Source organism: Alloprevotella sp. OH1205_COT-284 (assembly GCF_003859795.1).
Lineage (GTDB): Bacteria > Bacteroidota > Bacteroidia > Bacteroidales > Bacteroidaceae > Alloprevotella.
The window spans coordinates 11,879-31,025 of the sequence record NZ_RQYI01000026.1 but is presented as its reverse complement, the minus strand read 5'-3'; the positions used below and the strand labels follow the sequence as shown (position 1 = coordinate 31,025).

11 protein-coding genes and 1 tRNA gene are annotated in these 19,147 nt (G+C 55.6%); 7 read left to right on the top strand and 5 right to left on the bottom strand.

What is annotated here, in order from left to right; translation table 11 throughout:
* The first annotated feature begins 226 nt into the window (after window positions 1-226).
* The 5 genes from EII14_RS07095 (at window position 227) to EII14_RS07075 (ending at window position 8,660) form a co-directional block, all read left to right on the top strand.
* Window positions 227-2,605 (top strand): TonB-dependent receptor, encoded by a 2,379-nt coding sequence (locus EII14_RS07095; protein WP_124931850.1) that lies wholly within the window; start codon window positions 227-229, stop codon window positions 2,603-2,605.
* Window positions 2,606-3,094: 489 nt separating this feature from the next.
* Window positions 3,095-3,736 carry a uridine kinase gene (gene udk, locus EII14_RS07090; protein ID WP_124931849.1) on the top strand — a complete coding sequence of 214 codons (642 nt, stop codon included), beginning with the start codon at window positions 3,095-3,097 and terminating at the stop codon, window positions 3,734-3,736.
* A 93-nt stretch (window positions 3,737-3,829) separates the two neighbouring features.
* Window positions 3,830-5,746 carry a 1-deoxy-D-xylulose-5-phosphate synthase gene (gene dxs, locus EII14_RS07085; RefSeq protein WP_124931848.1) on the top strand — a complete coding sequence of 639 codons (1,917 nt, stop codon included), beginning with the start codon at window positions 3,830-3,832 and terminating at the stop codon, window positions 5,744-5,746.
* Window positions 5,747-5,771: 25 nt separating this feature from the next.
* Entirely contained in the window at window positions 5,772-7,115 is a 1,344-nt protein-coding gene (gene trkA, locus EII14_RS07080) for a Trk system potassium transporter TrkA (RefSeq protein ID WP_124931847.1), read from the top strand.
* Between the two features lie 87 nt (window positions 7,116-7,202).
* On the top strand, window positions 7,203-8,660 hold the full coding sequence (locus EII14_RS07075; RefSeq protein WP_124931846.1) for a TrkH family potassium uptake protein: 1,458 nt from the start codon (window positions 7,203-7,205) through the stop codon (window positions 8,658-8,660).
* Window positions 8,661-8,810: 150 nt separating this feature from the next.
* Here EII14_RS07075 and EII14_RS07070 read toward each other — a convergent pair whose 3' ends face one another.
* Genes EII14_RS07070 through EII14_RS07060 form a run of 3 tightly spaced genes read right to left on the bottom strand, consistent with a single transcriptional unit; the run spans window position 8,811 to window position 11,674 of the window.
* Complete coding sequence (locus EII14_RS07070) at window positions 8,811-10,193, bottom strand: clostripain-related cysteine peptidase (protein ID WP_124931845.1); 1,383 nt, start codon at window positions 10,191-10,193, stop codon at window positions 8,811-8,813.
* A 12-nt stretch (window positions 10,194-10,205) separates the two neighbouring features.
* Entirely contained in the window at window positions 10,206-10,997 is a 792-nt protein-coding gene (locus EII14_RS07065) for a DUF4230 domain-containing protein (protein WP_124931844.1), read from the bottom strand.
* Between the two features lie 2 nt (window positions 10,998-10,999).
* Window positions 11,000-11,674, bottom strand: coding sequence for a DUF4230 domain-containing protein (locus EII14_RS07060; protein WP_124931843.1), 675 nt, complete (start codon window positions 11,672-11,674; stop codon window positions 11,000-11,002).
* A gap of 202 nt (window positions 11,675-11,876) precedes the next feature.
* On the opposite strand from EII14_RS07060, the gene EII14_RS07055 reads away from it, so the two are divergent.
* Window positions 11,877-12,443: a DUF4738 domain-containing protein gene (locus EII14_RS07055; RefSeq protein ID WP_158608347.1), complete on the top strand. Its 567-nt coding sequence runs from the start codon at window positions 11,877-11,879 to the stop codon at window positions 12,441-12,443.
* A 424-nt stretch (window positions 12,444-12,867) separates the two neighbouring features.
* Here the strand turns inward: EII14_RS07055 and EII14_RS07050 are convergent.
* Window positions 12,868-12,941 (bottom strand) — tRNA-His (locus EII14_RS07050).
* A 193-nt stretch (window positions 12,942-13,134) separates the two neighbouring features.
* Window positions 13,135-14,532, bottom strand: a complete 1,398-nt coding sequence (locus tag EII14_RS07045; RefSeq protein WP_124931841.1) for an undecaprenyl-phosphate glucose phosphotransferase — start codon at window positions 14,530-14,532, stop codon at window positions 13,135-13,137.
* Between the two features lie 1,221 nt (window positions 14,533-15,753).
* On the opposite strand from EII14_RS07045, the gene EII14_RS07040 reads away from it, so the two are divergent.
* Entirely contained in the window at window positions 15,754-19,146 is a 3,393-nt protein-coding gene (locus tag EII14_RS07040) for a SusC/RagA family TonB-linked outer membrane protein (RefSeq protein ID WP_124931840.1), read from the top strand.
* The last annotated feature ends 1 nt before the right edge of the window (window position 19,147 follow it).

Here is a 19,147-nt window from a genome sequence, read left to right as displayed (position 1 = left end):
AGAGTAGGTCGCCGCCATTTTCAGAGCCTTGTTTCAATATAAGAAACAAGGCTCTTTTACTATATATCGGTTGCTCTTTTACTATATACCAGTTGGTCATTCTTGTTGAGGTTTTGTTGGTGTTCCCAATCCTTTCATAGTGTTTCTCAATCCTTTCATCGCATATCTCAACTTTTCTTTATTACATTCTTAAACTTATCCGATAATTTATAACTCTTTGGTATTTATGAGAACCTTTCTTTTGGTGTTTTTTTTCGGCAGTGTGCTGCATTTATTGGCACAAGTCGGGATAGTGAAAGGGCGTGTGGTCAATGTTCGCACGAATGAGCCGTTGGCTTCGGCCGTGGTGCAGTTTGAAGGCCGCGACAAGGGTGCGCTCACCGATGCGGAAGGCTACTATGAGATAAAGGGCGTTCGTCCCGGTTTTTATCATTTGGTGGTCAGTCTGTTGGGGTATGAAAAATATCGAACGGACGAATTTCAAGTGTTGGGCAATCAGGTTTCTTTTGTGGATGTGTCGATGATGGAGAGCGACGTGTTGCTCACAGAGGCCGTTGTCAGTCCCGACAAGGAGGAGAAGCGTGCCGAAAGTCCGGTGTCGGTCAATACGCTCGAAGTCGGTCAGATCGAAAAGAGTGCCGGTGTCAATCGCGACGTTTCAAAACTTGTGCAGACGCTTCCCGGTGTGGCCTCGACGGCTGCCAATCGCAACGATTTGCTCGTCAGAGGCGGCGGCCCTTCCGAAAATGTGTTTTATCTCGACGGCATCGAACTGCCCGTCATCAACCACTTTTCCACGCAGGGAGCTGCCGGTGGGGTGGTGGGCATTGTCAATCCCGATTTTGTCAGTGCGGTAGATTTCTATACCGGTGCCTTTCCTGCCAATAGGCCGAATGCGCTCAGTTCGGTGATGGACATTCGTTTGAAGGAGGGCAGTCGAGATCGGTTGCACACGAAGTTGTCGGTCGGTGCGTCGGATGCTTCTCTCACGCTCGACGGCCCTCTCAATTCTCGTTCCACGTTTATTTTTTCGGCTCGTCAGTCTTATTTGCAGTTGTTGTTTAAGTTGCTCGATTTGCCTTTTCTGCCCACTTACAACGACTTTCAGCTCAAATACAACTATCGTTTCAGCGATCGCCGCAGTCTTTCGGTCATCGCTTTGGCTTCGATCGACAACATGGAGTTGAACACCGATTTGTCGGGCAGCAGCAACGAGAGCCGTCGCTATTTGTTGAATTATCTTCCGGTCTATGACCAATGGCACTACACGATCGGTGCGGTCTACAAGGTGCTTGGCGCGACCCACACCGACCGCTGGGTGTTGAGCCGCAACATGCTCGACAACGGCAGTCACAAACACATGGCCAACGACAAGTCGCGCCCCCGTCTTTTCGACTATCGTTCCGAGGAGTCGGAAAACAAGCTGCGTTTCGAGCGCACCTATTGGGGATTGCCTTTCAAACTCAATGTCGGCGGCGGCCTTTCGCATGCCCACTACACCAACCGCACGCAGCGTCGGCGCGTGGTGAGCGGTGTCGTGGCCGACGAGAGCTACGACTCCCGGCTCGACCTCCTTTCTTACACCGCTTTTGCGCAAGCCTCCAAGGCCTTGGCCGACAATCGTTTGAAACTCTCTTTCGGTTTCAACCTCACCGGCAATACCTACAACCGCCCCATGCGCAATCCTCTTCGTCAGTTTTCGCCCCGTCTTTCTGTTTCCTATTCCCTCGACGACCGCACCGACGTCAGTGCCAATGTCGGCCGCTACGCCAAACTTCCCTCTTACACCTCTTTGGGTTACAGAGATGTTCAAGGGCGTTACGTCAATCGCCACAATGGCCTGACCTATCTCCGCGCCGATCATTTGGTGGTCGGCATCGACCGTCGTTTTTCTCCCGTCTTTTCGGTTTCGCTCGAAGGTTTCGGCAAGCGATATTCCAACTATCCCCTCTCCGTGTCCGACGGCATCAGTCTTGCGGCCAAAGGTGCCGAATACGAAGCCGTGGGCGACGAAGCCGTTGTGTCGGGCGGTAAAGGTCGTGCCTATGGTGTGGAAGCGGTGGCTCGGCTCACCGCTCTGCGCAGCCTCTCTTTCACCACCACCTACACCCTCTTTCGCAGCGAGTTCACCGATATGTCCGGCCGCTACATACCCTCCTCGTGGGACACGCGCCACATTGTCAATCTCACGGCCGGGCTTCAACTTCCGCGCAACTGGCATCTGGCCGCCCGTTGGCGTTTTGTGGGTCGCGCGCCCTATTCGCCCATCGACCTCGCCCTTTCCACCGACAAAGCCGCGTGGGCATTGCGCAACAGGGCTTACACCGACTATTCGCGCTTCAACACCCTGCGCCTTTCTCCCGCTCATCAGCTCGATTTGCGTCTTGACAAAGATTTCTACGGTCGATCTTGGATGCTCAACCTCTATGTCGATGTGCAAAACGTCTACAAGGGTTCCGTGCCCCAAGTGCCGATCTACACGCATCTCGATGCCGACGGCCAAGTCATGACCGACCCCGCCGACGAGAGCCGCCACCTCCTCCGCCAACTTGCTCCCATTGGCGGCACTCTCCTGCCCACTCTCGGCATGACGATCAAGTTCTGACATCCGTGCTCCCGACTTTGCCAAGATCGGGGGCGCATTGTTTTCGGTGTTGTTGCTCGCGCGCGGCGTGTCGTCGGTGTGTCGGTGCGAAAACGGCGGGTGGCGGAAATGCTCGGATCAGGAGTGGGGTATTTCAGATAAGGAGTAGAAAAACCTAAGCAACGAGTAGAAAATTCTAAGCAACGAGTAGAAATTTCTAAGTAACGAGTAGAAATTTTTAGATAACGAGTAGAAAATTCCAAGCAACGAGTAGGTATCTCCGTGTCTTTCGCCGTAGCGTTTTCCGCTCCGGGCATCTGCTCGTGTTTTCTCTTTTTTTCTTGTCTTTTGTAGTCGGTCGGTTGTTTTTTTCTCTCCGTAGTTTTGCTTCGGGCGTTGCATTGTCGGGTGCAGGTTGGGCTTGTCCGTTCCAAAATAATAGCACGGATGTTTCCCAATCTCGTTTTTTTTCGTAAGTTTGCAATTCATAATCCCGACATCTCCCGATTTATGATCATCATAGGAATTGCCGGCGGAACGGGTTCGGGAAAGACCACCGTTGTCCGCAAAATCGTAGAAAGTCTGCCCGAAAACTCCGTGGCCGTCATCCCTCAGGACTCCTACTACAAACATCAGTGGGACGTGCCCGAAGAGCAGCGCAAACTGACCAACTTCGACCACCCCAACGCTTTCGACTGGCCGCTGCTCGCCCACCACATCGAGCAACTCAAATATGGCAAAGCCATAGAGCAACCCACCTACTCCTACATCACCTGCACCCGTCAGGAGGAAACGATCCGCGTCGAGCCGCGCGAGGTGATCATCGTTGAGGGCATCATGGCGCTTTACGACAAGGACTTGCGCGATCAAATGGATCTCAAAATCTACGTCGACGCCCAGTCTGACGAACGCCTCCTGCGCGTCATCGAGCGCGACATTGCCGAACGCGGTCATCCGCTCGAAATGCTCATCGCCAAATATCGCAACGTGCTCAAACCCATGCACGACGAGTTTATCAAACCCTCCAAGCAGCACGCCGACATCATCATTCCCAACGGCGGCGACAACACGCGCGCCATCGCCATGATGCAGCAATACATCCGCGCCGCCTTTCGAGAGCAACAGCTCAACGAGGCCTTCGGTGCGGGATAGATTTCCCCTTTCGCCGTTTCCGCCCCGATCTTCTCGCGGAGCGCAAGCTCCCGCGAAGTTCCGACGCCTATTTCAAGACAACACCTTTCGAACATGACCCAAACGTCGAAATTCAATCTTCTCAACCACATACAACTGCCGGCCGACCTCAGAAAACTCAAACCCGAACAACTGCCCGAACTGTGCAGAGAGCTGCGCGAAAACATTCTCGACGAACTGGCGCAAAACCCCGGCCACCTCGCTTCGAGCCTCGGCACGATCGAACTGACCGTCGCCCTCCACTACGTCTTCGACACCCCCGAAGACCGCATCGTTTGGGACGTCGGGCATCAGGCCTACGGCCATAAAATTCTCACCGGCCGCCGCGACAACTTCCACACCAATCGTTGTTTGGGCGGCATCCGTCCGTTTCCCTCGCCCAAAGAGAGCGAATACGACACCTTTGTCTGCGGCCATGCCTCCAACTCCATTTCCGCCGCCCTCGGCATGAGCGTCGCCGCCCTGCACGAAGGCCGTCCCGACCGCAACGTCGTGGCCGTCATCGGCGACGGAGCCATGAGCGGCGGCCTCGCTTTTGAAGGGCTCAACAACGCCTCCGAAACGCCCAACAACCTGCTCATCATCCTCAACGACAACAACATGAGCATCTCCCACTCCGTCGGGGGCATGAAGCAGTATCTCCACCACGTCCACACCTCCTCCGTCTACAACCGCTGGCGCAACCGTTTGGCGCGCCGTTTGGAGCAAATGGGCTGGCTCACGGGCACGCGCCGCAAGCGGCTCATCCGCCTCAACAACGCCGTCAAGTCGTTCATCTCCTCGCAGCAAAACATCTTCGAGGGCATGAACATTCGCTACTTCGGCCCTTCCGACGGACACGACGTTGTCGAGCTCGTCCGCCTGCTCCGCCGGCTCAAACCCATGAAAGGGCCGCGCCTGCTCCATCTCCACACCGTCAAGGGCAAGGGCTACGACATTGCCGAGGAAGACCCCGTCGTGTGGCACGCCCCCGGCAAGTTCGACCGCCACGAAGGCGAACGCCTCGACCAAGGCAACGACGGCCGTTCGCCCAAGTTCCAAGACGTGTTTGGCGAAACCCTCGTGGAGCTGGCCGAGCGCAATCCGCGCATCGTCGGCGTCACACCGGCCATGCTCACCGGTTGCTCCATGAACCTCATGGCCGAGCGCATGCCCGACCGCACTTTCGACGTCGGCATCGCCGAAGGTCATGCCACCACCTTCTCGGCAGGCATGGCCAAAGACGGCCTGCAACCTTTTTGCAACATTTACAGCTCCTTCTCCCAACGCGCCTACGACAACATCATTCACGACACCGCCATTCTCGCCCTCCCCGTCGTGTTCTGCCTCGACCGCGCCGGTCTTGTGGGCGAAGACGGCCCCACGCACCACGGCACGTTTGACATTGCCGCCCTCCGCCCCATTCCCAACCTCACCATTGCCTCCCCCCTCGACGAGCACGAGCTGCGCCGCCTCATGTACACCGCGCAGCTCCCCGGCAAAGGCCCCTTCGTCATCCGTTATCCCCGCGGCGGCGGACGCCTCACCGAATGGCGATGCCCCTTTGAGGAAATCGAAATCGGGCGCGGACGCCTCCTCAAAGAAGGCAACGGCGAGGTGGCACTCCTCACCTTCGGCCCAATCGGCATGGTCGGCATCGACGCCATCGCCGCGGCCGAAGCGCGCCACCCCGGTCTGTCCGTCACCCACGTCGATCTGCGTTTTGCAAAACCTCTCGACGAGGAACTCATACTCAACGTGGCGCGCAGCCACCGCCGCCTCGTAACGCTCGAAGACGGCGTGCGGCAAGGCGGCATCGGCAGTGCCGTGCTCGAACTCCTTGCCGACAACGGCCTCTCCCTCCCCGTGCGGCGCATCGGCCTGCCCGACGCTTTCGTCGAACACGGTTCGCTCTCCGAACTGCACGCCCTTTGCCACACCGACCGAGCCGCCGTAGAGGCAGCCCTCACAGCGCATATCACACAGTCGTAATCCATATTCTCACAAACGTTTCCCGATGAAAATCGTCATAGCCGGTGCCGGCGAAGTAGGCACCCATTTGGCCAAAATGTTGGTGGGCGAGCACCACGACATCACCCTCATCGACGAGAAAGAGCAACGCCTCAACACCCTCTCCTCGCATCTCGACATCCTCACCATTTGCGGATCGCCCACCTCCATCGCCACCCTCAAAGAGGCCGGCGCCGGGCGAGCCAACCTCTTCATCGGCGTCACCCCCGACGAGAGCCGCAACATGACCTGCTGCATGCTCGCCAAAAGACTCGGTGCCAAGAAAACCGTGGCGCGCGTGGAAAACCACGAATACACCCAAGAAGACAATCGGGACTTCTTCAAATCCGTGGGCATCGACTCCGTCGTTTATCCCGAACAGCTCGCCGCGCGCGAAATCAACCACCTCATCGCCCGACCTTGGGTCAGACAGTGGTGGGAAGTGCAAGACGGACAGCTCATGCTCTTCGGCGTCAAGGTGAGGCGCGGCGTGGAAATCCTCAACCGTCCGCTCTATGAAATTTCCGGCCCCGACGACCCCTACCACATCACCGCCATCAAGCGCAACGGCGAAACGCTCATCCCCCACGGCGACGACGTGTTGGAAGAAGACGACCTCGCTTTCGTCATGACCACCCCCGAACACGTCAAAAGCGTGCAGCAACTCATGGGAAAGAACGAAAACGTCGAAACACACAACGTCTTCTACATGGGCGGCTCCGACACCGTCATACAAAGCATCAACACGCTCAAACCCGGCATCCACGTCAAACTCTTTGAGAGCAACCCCGAACGCTTCCTCGAAATCAACTCCGCCGTCACCAACTCCAACATGCTCCTGCTCGACGGCGACGGGCGCGACTTCGACCTGCTGCGCGAAGAAAACATAGAGCATGCGCAGGTCTTTGTGGCGGCCACGAAAAACTCCGAAACCAACATCCTCGCCTGCATGGCCGCGCGCCGTTGGGGAGTGCCCAAAACCATCGCCATGGTCGAAAACACCGACTACATCTCCATGGCCGAACAGCTCGACATCGGGTCGATCATCAACAAAAAGACCTTTGCCGCCGGCCACATCTACCGCATGCTCCTCCGCTCCGACGTGGAGTCGATCAAGTCGCTCACCGTGGCACACGCCGACGTCATAGAGTTTCACGTCAAAGAAGGATCGCGCATCACGCGCAAACCCGTCAAAGAGCTTCACCTCCCGGCGAGCGTGAACATAGGCGGCTACGTGCGCAACGGCAAGGGATATTTGGCCAACGGCAACACCGTGCTCCAAACCGACGACACCGTTGTGGCCTTCTGCCTGCAAGGCGAATTGAAAAAGTTGGAAAAATTCTTCAAATAACCTCCCCGTATTTCTCTCGAAAAACAAGTGTCGCCCGCTCCGAGGAGTGCGCGCTTGCTTGTTTCCCGGTATTTTTTTCCGTTCTCTATGATCAACCACGGCATCATCGCCAAGGCCATCGGCGGCCTTCTGCTGCTCGAAGCCCTCTTGCTCACGCTCTGTTTGCTGGTAGGCATGATTTTCGGCGAGCCCGACCGCCTCTCATGGGGCTTACCCATTGGCATCTGTCTGTTCTTGGGCTTTGTGTTGCTTGCCGTCGGGCGCAACGCCCACAACAGTTTCGGCCGTCGCGACGGCTATTTGGTGGTGAGCAGCATTTGGGTGGTCTACACCCTCATCGGCATGCTCCCCTTTCTCATTGGCGGCCACACCGACCGAGTGGCCATGGCTTTTTTTGAAACCATGTCGGGTTTCACCACCACCGGCGCCACCGCCTTTTCCGACATCGACGCCCTGCCGCGCTCCATTCTCTTTTGGCGCAGCCTCACCCACTGGGTCGGCGGCATGGGAATCATCTTCTTCACTCTGGCCGTGCTTCCGGCTTTGGGCATCGGCGAGCAAAAACTCTTTTCCGCCGAAGCCACCGGCTTGAAACTCGGCAAGCTCCACCCCCGCATCTCCACCACCGCCCACTGGCTTTGGTCGCTCTACTTCCTCATCACGGGCAGCAGCATCCTCACCTATTACCTCTGCGGCATGGGGCTTTTCGACGCCGTCAATCACGGACTCTCCACCATCGCCACCGGCGGCTTCTCCACCCACACCGATTCGATCGGGTGGTTTGCCTCGCCCGCCATCGAGTATGCCACGACGTTCTACATGTTTCTGGCTTCGATCAACTTCACATTGCTCTATCTCACCCTCATCAAGATGCGCTTCCGCCATGTCTTGCGCGACGAGGAGTTCCGCCTCTTTGTCGTCATCGTGGCAGTCGCCGTGCTGGTCATTGCCGTCACGCGTTTCGGCGAGTCGGGTGCGTTGAGCGAAGACACTTTCCGCGACTCCCTTTTCAACACCGTTTCGCTGATCAGCACGACCGGTTTCACCACCGGCGACTTCATGCTTTGGCCACACTTGGCTTGGATCGTGCTCACCATTATCAGCGTCATCGGAGCCTGTGCCGGCAGCACGAGCGGCGGCGTGAAAATGGTGCGTGTCTTGACGGCATTCAAAATCGTCCGTTGCGAGTTCAAACACATTCTTCACCCGCGCGCCGTGCTCCCCGTGCGGCTCAACCACGACTATCTGGGCAGCGAGGTCACCCGTTCGATTTTTGCCTACACCTTTTTCTACATTCTCCTCATCACCTTCGGCACGGCGGCCATGACGATGATGAACCTCCCCATTCTCGACGCTTTCGGGTTGAGCATATCTGCTTTTTCCAACATCGGTCCCACCATCGGCCACCACATCGGGCCGCTCGACGCATGGGGCGTTCTGCCCGACGCGGCCTTGTGGGTCAATTCTTTTCTGATGCTCGCCGGGCGTTTGGAAATCTTCTCGCTCCTCCTGCCGTTCGTGCCCTCTTTCTGGCGCGACAACTGACGGGCGGCGCCCCCACCCCCCTTTTCCGCCCGACGGCGACGGCCTTTTCTCGTCGCATACGACGACAAAAATCGGGACAAACAGACCATTCTCTCGCAAGGAGAGGGATCTGTTTGTCCCGATTGTCGTTGTGTGGAGGTGTGTGTCCGTTCACCAGCCTGCGGCTTTCCAGCCCGCGGCCTCATACCAAGCGGTTTTCCGGAAAGCGGCGTTCAAATCGCCATGAATGGAGTGGGGGGCTTGGTTGGAATAAACGGCCTGCGGCACAAACATGGAGAGGCCGCAATAGTTGTCGAGATCGACGTTGAGATAGCTCCAATATCCCGGCCCGGCCCAAAAACGGCGCGTCGCACCTTTGAAAACCACGGCCGCGTCTATGGCCGATTTCACAACGGCATGCTCTTCGGGCGAAAGCCGTCGGCGCAGGGCGTCGTTCATGTCGTAGTAGTGAGGGCGAAAGAAGTAGCGGCTGTCGTAAGTGCCGTAGGGCTGCGTGTCGGTCATGTCCCAAAAGTCGAACAGGGAGGGATCGGCGGCGGAGTGTGCCTTGGGCAACACTTTGGCAAGGGCGGCGGCGAGGGCTTCGAGGCGGTCGGTGCGCACGATGGAGAAAACGATGCCCATGTCGTGGCCGGGTTTTTGGCTGCCTTTGAATTGGTAGTAATCCACATAGGTTTTTCCGAGTTCCGCCATGTCGGTGGCAAAAAGTCCGTTTCGGATCAAGTCGGGATAAAATCCCCCTTCGGCCGGAATGGCCATGGGCGATGCGGCGATGTAGTCGGCGCAACGGCGCAGGTCGTAGGCCGCTTCCACGCATTGCATCAGGCAGCAGTCAAAGAGGATGTAGCGCAAGGGCGTGCCGCTTTGGCGAATGGCGGCGGCGAGTTGCGGAATGTTGATTTCGTCGGGCAATGCGCCGAGTACGGCAAGGTCGCGGCGCATATTGCCGTCTTTTCCCACGTCCACCCCGAAACTTTTCGGCGACAAAGAGCGTTTGTTTTCCGAAATACTGCCCGTGTCGCCCGACGCTTCGCGGGTTGTCGAAGCAGCTTGCCGACGATTTTCCGACACCCCTCGGTGCGGCCGCGTCTTTTGCTCCGCTGCCACCGACTTGCCGCTCGGAATCCACCCCGTGGCGTGGCTCCACAGCACAAGGCCGTATTCGCGGCTGTCGTAGTTGTCGCGCATCCACGATAGGAGGTTCGAGAGCGTTTCGGGCGCGGCGGAATTTTCGTCTTCCTGCCAAACGCGCAGGCGGCGCGGCGCGGCATATCCGCGTGCCACTTCGTAGAGGCGGGGCGGGCGTTCGTCGTCGATGAAGAGGAGGATGCGCTCGTTCTCACGCAAGTGCCGCGCGCCAAACATGATTTCGGTGCTGTCCTGACGGTGGTAAGCACTATGGCCGAGGGAGTTTTGGGCGGCCATATAGATCAGCACGGTTCGCGACAGGCGTTGCTCCTCAACGGGGGCGGAAGGCGCGTCTTTGCACGACCACAGCAGGAGCGGAAATAAAAGCAGAAAGATGAATTTCATCCGATAGGGAGGTTAGGGGAGTGGGTTTTGAGGTTCAAACGTGAATACCACGTCTTTGTAGCCGAAACTGTTGAAAAGATAGCGGAATTGGCTTTCGGCCTGCTTGCGTGCCTGTTGCAGATTTTGGGCGTTGAGTGCACGTTTGAGCATGGCCTGTCGTGCGCGGTCGAGTTGTTTTTGTTTTTCGGCGGCATTCCAGTTGCCCTCTTCGTAGAAGGTGACGGTGCGGCTCTCGTTGATGAACGCCGAGTCGAGCAGGACGACGTCGGGCAGACGCACCACGGCCGTTTCGCCCTTTGGCGTGAACCAGTCGGGAGTGGCGCGCTGCATGTCGATGCCGATGCGGAGCGTGCCGCGAAACACGCGCACCAAATGGCGATCGCCAAAGAGGCCGCGCTCGTGGCTTTCGATCAGTTCCTCGGTGTCGATAGAGAGAAATTCCCATTGGCCGATGTCGCGCATGGCACGGATTTCCTCCGGACTTTCGGCAATGGCTTCCGAGTGTTCGACGGAGAAAAGCGGTCGGTCGTCGGAGAGGCGCATGGTCAGCCACCAAGCCGCAAAGCCCACGACGAGGAGCGAAATCAAAATCAGCGTGACGCGCCAATGGCGAACGGCCGCCGCGAGCAATCGCCACAGCAACACGAAACCGCCTGCCCAACATCCGCGACGCTTCTTGGGAGGCGGCGGAGCGGGCGTGTCGATGCGCGTGTCGGCATCGGCCGGAGCGGATACAGGCTCGGCGAGGGGTTGTTGATTGTGGTCTGTTGCGGGCGAAGCGGCAGAGGGTTGGTCGTGGCTCATGGTCAATGGGCTTTGAAGGGTGTGACGAAGCGACGGATCTCGTCGGCGTTGAAATCTTTGCGGAAGCGCACGATGATGTTGCTCTCCTTAAACCCCATGCGGCAGAGCAGGGGCACGAGTGTGCGCGCGGCACTCTCGCGAGCCGCCTCGACGATGCCGAAGCGCGAGATGTGGCGCATGACGCTGTCTTCGCCTTGGCGGACGAGGCGCGTGATTTCGGCGTCGGAGAAGTTGGCGCGCGCGATCGACACATATTGACGCGTGTGTTTGCGGTCGACGGTCAGCGAGGTCACCGTCACGCCGGGATCGGGCAGGGTGAGAATGGCGAGCGAATCGATGAGCTTGACGTTGGCGGCCGAGAAACCTTTGAAATCAATGTAGCCTTTCAGTGTGATGTCGATCGGCACGGCGATTTTGCGGTGTCCCGGCATGTCGATGTCGAGGAGTTTGCCGCCCAGCTTGGCCTTGTCTTCGTAGAGCACGACTTTGTGGATTTGAAACTCCGTGGTGTGCAAACGGTTTCGCCCCCTCACCTGCGCAACAATGGCAGAGAGCGTGTCGACGGTTTTGGTCGCGGTCGGCGTGGCGGCTGCGTCCGGCGAGGACAACGCGGTGGGACGGTCTTGGCACGATGTCCACAACAATAACAAGAGCGAAAAGAGAAAAAGTTTCTTCATGTGGCGATAGGTTCTGTGAGCAAAAATAGCGATTTATTTTTGTTTGACCTTGTTATGTTTGAATAATTCAGTAACTTCGCTCGGTATTAGGGCGATGTGCCTCTGTCGGCTTTTTCCGAAATCGGTTGTGTTTCGGTATGTCGGCGCGTGGGGCGTGTCGTCGGAAGTTTTTCTTGTCAAACTTTGCACACCTATTTCCGATATGATGAAATCTCTTCTCCTTGCAATCTCTTTTGGAGCCTCTTCCGCGTTCTTGCTGTCGGGTTGCGGCAAAAACTCTCAGGCGGTCGCACCCGATGCCGATACGACCGAAATCCCCCTTGCCGTCGAGCAGGGGCCGGGACACGACGACGAGCGGCATTTTGAAAAAACGGCGGCCTTCGACGGGAAAACTTACCGCATCAAGCTCTCGTTTCGTCCCGATGAAACGCTCTCGTTGGCGAAAGACCGCTTCGGAGATCCGTATATGGACAATCGGGTGGATATGCAAATTGCGTGCGGCGACAGTGTGTTGTACCAACGCTCTTTCACCAAGGCCGATTTTTCCGCATTGCTCGACAAGGAAGATGTCCGAAGCCTCATTCTCGGCGGCATTGCTTTCAGCGGCGTGGAGTCTTCGGGCTTTCAGTTTGGCGCACAGCTCAACGCTCCCGGCGATGAAGAGGGCGGTTTGGCTTTCAAACTGACCGTTCCTCTCAGCGGACAGGGAGAGCCTCGCATTGTCCGCGACGCCAACCAAGGCACGTCCTCGTCGGCAGCGATGGATTAGTTTCCCCATTTTCGGCACGCAGTGGCGGCTCGGCTTGCTTTCCGCGGCCGTGTCGCGTTCTCCGTCGCGACCGGTGCGACCGAAATAGTTTTGGGGATAGATATAGCCGTTTTTTGGATAGATCTAAAAGATACGCCCTCTCGCAGACGAATGCGAGAGGGCGACTTTTGGATTTTTAGGTGTCCATGGCCATGACACAGACAGCCACCGGCACCGTTGCGAGTGCAAAGATAGTGCTTTTTGATTTTATTGCAAAAATCCTCCGCCTCTTGCTTCTTGTTGAATGCTCGCCGGAAGGGCATCGGCGGGTTGGAGTGAAGCGTTTCGGAAACCATGCTTGCTGTCGCGCTCCGTCTTTGCCGCTTGCCGGATGGGCTTGAAAACACAAATCCCCACAAGGAGCACTTGCAGGGATTTGAGGAGGGGTGACTGATGGGGGTCGAACCCACGACTTCCAGAACCACAATCTGGCGCTCTAACCAACTGAGCTACAGTCACCATGTAGAAGCTTTTCTTTCCAAAAGCGATGCAAAGATAGGGAGTTTTTCCGAATTGTCCAAATCTTTTGAATCTTTTTTTGCCTTGAAATCGCCTTTTCGGGTGTTTGGGGGCGGAGTTGGGGGTAAGGCGGCAGATTTTCATGCCGTGCCGATCGGGCGAAACGAGGCGTCGGGGCGGGTGTCGGCGAAAATCAGTAGGCGTTTTTCTCGCCTATGTTGATGATGGTTTTAATGATGATCCAAAGATCGAGGGTGAACTTCCAATGTTCGATGTACCAAATGTCTTTTTGCACGCGGCCTTCCATTTGCCACAGCTCCTTGGTTTCGCCGCGAAATCCGGTGACCTGTGCCCAGCCCGTGATGCCGGGGCGCACGAAGTGGCGCACCATGTATTTGTCGATCAGTTGCCGGTATTGCTCGGTGTGTGTGAGCATGTGCGGCCTCGGTCCCACGATCGACATGTCGCCGAGAAGGACGTTGATGAACTGAGGCAGTTCGTCGATGTTGGTTTTGCGCATGAAGTTGCCCACGGTTGTTTTTCGCGGATCGTTTTCGGTGGCTTGCAGCTTGTCGGCTTGGGCATTGACCCTCATGGATCGGAATTTGTAGCACCAAAACTCTTTGCCGTTGAGTCCGCTTCGCTTTTGTCGGAAGAAGATCGGCCCCGGACTGCTCAACTTGATCCAAGGGGCGATGATGAGGAGAATGATCGGGAATAAGGTGCAAAGAAAAACGAATGAGCAGACGACGTCGAACGATCGCTTGATGAAACGATTGTCCAAACTTTCGAGCGGAGCATCGCGCAAGATGATGGCCGGCGACCCGTCGATGGTGAGCGTGGTGGCGCGGTGGTTGATGAAATCGTAGGTGGTGGGAATGCCGATGAAGCGTATCAGGTTGTTGTCGCAGAAGTCGATGATGCGCTTGATTTGCTCCGTTTGGTCGGGCGGCAGCGTGCAATATAGTTCATTGATATGCGTTTCGTTTTTCGACAGATAGGCCTCCACTTGGTCGGGCGTTCCGCGATAGAGGTGGGCAATGGTCGCGTCGGGGTCGGGCGACAGGGAGAAATATCCGTGTACGGTGTAGCCCGTGGTGGGATCTTTTGCCATCGAAATCATCTGTTGGCGAACACTGTTGAGGTCGCCAACGAAAAGTGCACCTTTTCTTTCTGACTTTCGTGCACGCATGTGTTTGATTATCCAACGCATGCTCCATCGATAGAGCACGTTGAGAGTGGTCTGAGCGACGAATAGCGGAAAGAGAAACTTCCAATGGAAGAGGTGGGATTTGAGCAGAAACAACAGCGATATTGTCAGACAGAAAAACATGAAATTGGCTTTGAGCGAACGCAGAAGGATTTCGTCGCCGCGCACGAAATGATGGTGCAACACCTGACCCGTGGAAATCGAGGAAAGGGCAAAGCTCAACAGCAAGATGACCGAGCCGCGGAGGTATAGGTTTTCGGTGACACCGATGGTTGAGGTTCCCACGTAGTGCAGGCAGGTCAAGATGATGGAGAGGATCAAAACTTCGCCGCCGATGATGAGGCTGCGAATCAGATATTGTTTTTTATGTTCGATGATCATGGCGAAAACGTTTGTGAAACGAATGGCGGACGTTGCTGCACTGTTGCGCGCCCCCAAAAAGGGGCGGCGTGAAGCCCACGGCCGTTGTGTTTTGCGGGCGTGCCGTTGTGTTTTGCGGACGTGCCGTTGCAAGAGCAAGAGGTGCTTGAAATGCGAATATACAACTTCTTTTGATAAAATGTCGTTTTTTTCAATAAAAAGCACACAAAGATTTTGTTTGTTCTGATTTTTCTCGCTTTTATCTTACTTTTGTTTGTGAAAGGGCAACAAAGGAGTCGTTTATTCTCCCATTTTTCGGTTGGTGTTGTTTTCGGAGAGCGTATGTGGTTTGAGCGACTTGTGTGTGTCGCGAGTGGCGGCGGTCGGCCGAGGCGGCCGTTGGGTAGCAAGAAATCTGCCTTCGTCCGTGGCTTGGCGAAAGGGGGGAAAAACTACCTCTGAGCCGGAAAATTTTACCTCAGAGGTAGTTTTTTCTAAATAACGAGTAGTTTTTTCTGCTTCCCGTGTGGTCGGAGGGGCATTGTGGCGGGGAGTGGAGAATGCGCTCTCGCGCGTGCGCGTATATATAAGATGTGCAAATGGACTTTCGGCGGTCGATGCGTGTCATGGGGAAGAGGTGGCGAAATGGGCTTTCTGCATCGAAATTTCCATGGTCGGCACTCCAAAATAAGACCTTGAAATGGCTGTTTTTGTGTATTCAGTTTAACAATATGAGATGTTTGAGGCTTCTCTTTTTGTGCCGAAACGCCCATGGGGCGAATGCATGCATCGGTTGTTGCGGGAAGGTGGCGAGAGGGAGTGCGGTGTGGGCAAAAGTTTTGTTTTGTTTGTTTTTTGAGCGTTTTTTGCGTTTCTCGAAACCATATCTTTCTCTGAAATGTTCAGATGACAGGTTTTTGCCTTTTCGGTATTGCGGAAGGGTGAGCGAAGGGCGTGTGGGAAAGGGCGGCGATCGGGCGCGGTTGGTGCCGCTTTGTTTTACTCTTTTGTTTACTTAAAAGCGTTAATTTCGGTTGTCGCTCCTCGAAATGCGATTGACATATTCCTCGATTAAAAATACTCTTTTTTCTTGTTCAGATGAAACCTTTTGTGTACTTTTGTGGCGAAAAATGCTTTCTCGGTCTGACAAAAGCCTTATTTTTGTTTTTGCCACATCTCTTTCTTGTGTGCAATGCACGAGCGGAGTGAACGGAGCTATATCTTAAATTTAATATATACACTATGATTAAACCTGTCAAATCAGTAAGTCGGCTGCTGTTGTTGGCCGCTTTGACCGGCGGTTGGCAATGTGTTTTTCCGACCACCGGGCACGCTGTTGCCGCAGTCATGCAGCAAACCACGGTCGTGAAAGGTAAGGTTGTCGATGCCACGGGAGAACCGGCCTTGGGAGCCGCCGTGATGGTGGTGGGCACAACCAATGGTACCAATGTCGAACCGGACGGAACTTTCACCCTGCGCAACGTCAAAAAAGGAGCCACCCTCCGCATCTCCCTGATCGGCTACAATTCGCAAACCGTGAAATGGGACGGAGAGTCGTTTCTCGACATCGTGTTGGAGGAAAGCAACGCCAACCTCGGCGAGGTGGTGGTGACGGCCATGGGCATCACGCGCAAGGCCAGTTCGCTCACCTATTCGACCCAACAAATCAAGGCCGACGAGCTGATGAAGGTGCAAGACGCCAACTTTGTGAACTCCATCGAAGGAAAAATTTCGGGCGTCACCATCACCCCCTCGGCCGGCGGTGCGGGCGGTGCTTCCAAAATCACTCTTCGCGGTAATAAGTCCATTCTCGGCAACAATGCGCCGCTCATCGTGATCGACGGCGTGCCGATGACCAACACCACCAGAGGACAGATCAATAACAACGGCTTCTCTGCCGAACGCCGACAAGAGGGAGCCGACCCACTCTCGCAGATCAACCCCGACGACATCGAATCGATGAACGTCCTCAAAGGAGCTAATGCAGCCGCACTCTACGGTTCGGCAGCGGCCAATGGTGTGCTGATGATTACCACCAAAAAAGGTAAAGAAGGCAAGCTCGACATCAACGTCACGTCCAACACCACGTTTGACAGCCCCTTGCTCACGCCCAAAATTCAAAACCTCTACGGAGGCCTTGAAGGAACGACGCTCGGCATCACGGGATGGGGGAAAAAACTCGCCGGAACGGGAGACCCTTATACCATCGTTCAAAAAGCCGGAAACGGATATGACGGCGATACCTATGAAGCACATCTCCGCCACAAGGCCGTCGATGACGTGGCCGACTTCTTCCGCACGGGCGTGACGACCAACAACTCGGTTTCGTTTGCCGGAGGAACAGAAAAACTCCGCACCTATTTCTCCTACGCCAACTCGCATGCCGACGGCATGCTGCCCGGCAATAACTATAACCGCAACACGCTGGCTTTCCGACAAACCTACAAGTTCTGGAATCGACTCCATATCGAAACCAATGCCAACTATGTGCAGACGAAAACCAAAAACCGTGTTGGCGGCGGAACCGTGGGAAACCCCATCTACGACCTCTACACCATGCCCAGAGAGGTGGATTTGCAATACTACCGCAACAACTACACCACCACAGGACGCTGGAAAACTCCGCATAAGATGACCTACTACATCTTGGAAGGAGCAACCTATAAAAAGGCCGACGATCATGCCGAGTTGAAAGGCATGATGCAGAATTGGGCATTCCAAACTCCCGGAAAGAACAACCCCTACTGGCTGATGCACCAAAACAACGAAGTTGCCAGAGAAGACCGTTTCTATGGATCGGTGCAGGGTAAAATCGACATCTACGACGGATTGGCTTTCCAAGCCCGCGTAGCCCTCGATCACTCCAAATACAACTTCGAGTCCAAACGCTATGCCACAACGTGGGATCCCAACACCATCAACCCCTACGGAAGATATTGGCTCGGACACGAACGCACCAATGAAATCTACACCGACTACCTCCTCTCTTACAACAAGCAGATTGAAGATTGGAGTCTTTCGACCACGGCAGGATGGGTGGCACACACGCGACAAGGACACTCCGTGACTTCCGACGTGCAAGCCACGATCGACATGACCGAAAACGGCATCGTCACACAGCTCCCCACCATCTTCAACCTCTTTGAACCCTCGGCAGGAGGAGCCGGAGTGACGGGCAAGTCTAAGTCCAGCAACTGGGACAAGGCCGCACTCTTCACCGCCCAAGTCGGCTGGCGCGACCGCATCTATGTGGACGCCTCCTATCGCCAAGACTGGTATCGCGCGTTTCGTCAAACCATCTTTGCCAATGCCGCCGACAACTACGGCTATTTCGGATTGGGTGCCAACGCCATTCTCTCCGAACTCTTCGGATGGAAAGATAAATACGTGAAATATCGTCTCAGCTACTCCGAGGTGGGAAACTCAATCCCCAACTCCGTGTTTGCCGCAGTGAGCACCAATCTCAAAAAAGGAACGACCACCATCGTGGGCTACAACTCTTTCGACCCACAACCCGAAAAGGTGAAATCCCTCGAAACGGGCTTGGAAATGCTCTTCTTCAACAATCGCCTCAACGTCGATCTGACTTATTATAACTCCGCCACCCACAACCTCTACCTCAACGTGCGCGGCCGAAACGGCAAGACGCAACCCGTCAATTCGGCACGCATCCGCAATCAGGGCATCGAGACCACCGTGGGCTACGACTTCATGTTCAACGGAGGTTGGCGTTGGAAAACGAGCGTGAACTTCTCGTATAACCACAACAAGATCGAGCGCACCTATCGCGACGAAAACGGAAAAGCGCAAGACCTGCCCATCGATATCGCCAATGGGTTGCAGGTGAAATACATAGAGGGAGAGCAATTCGGAAACGTCTATTCCAACGACTACACACGCTGGGCACACGACGTGTATGAAGCCCAAGACGGCACGCTCAACAAAGACGGCAACGGAAAACTCATACACAAAGCCGGAGACATCTTTGTCAATAAGAACGGCGTACCCTCGTTTGACAGCAACACCAAATATCTTGAAAACATCGGCGGACAAAATCGCGTGCTCACCGCCATGGGCAAAAAGTATTCCCGTCTGTTGGGCAACATGAACTCGCCCGTGCAACTCTCGTGGAGCAACACCATCAACTACAAAAACTTCTCGCTCTACATGCTCATCAACGGCCGCATCGGCGGTAAGGTGATTTCGCTCACAGAGTCCTACCTCGATCGCCTCGGACTCTCGCAGCGTTCTGCCGACGCCCGTCTGGCCGCAGAGCAACTCGGACTCAAAACTCCTTCCGGCGCACCGGCCATGTACATCAACGAAGGTCGCGACCTCGTGCCCGTCAAAGAGTATTTTGAAGCCATCGGAAGCAACGACGCATCCAGCTACGTGTACAACGCCACCAACTTCCGCATGCGCGAACTATCGCTCGGATACACTTGGCGCGATCTCCTCGGAGAAGGCAAACACCTGAACGTGTCGGTAGTCGGAAGAAACCTTTTCTTCATCTACAAGGACGCACCCGTAGATCCTGACGTTTCACTCTCTACCGGCAACGGACTCAACGGTTTTGAAATGTTCAATATGCCTTCTGCACGCTCCTTGGGCTTCAACCTCAAACTCAACTTCTAAA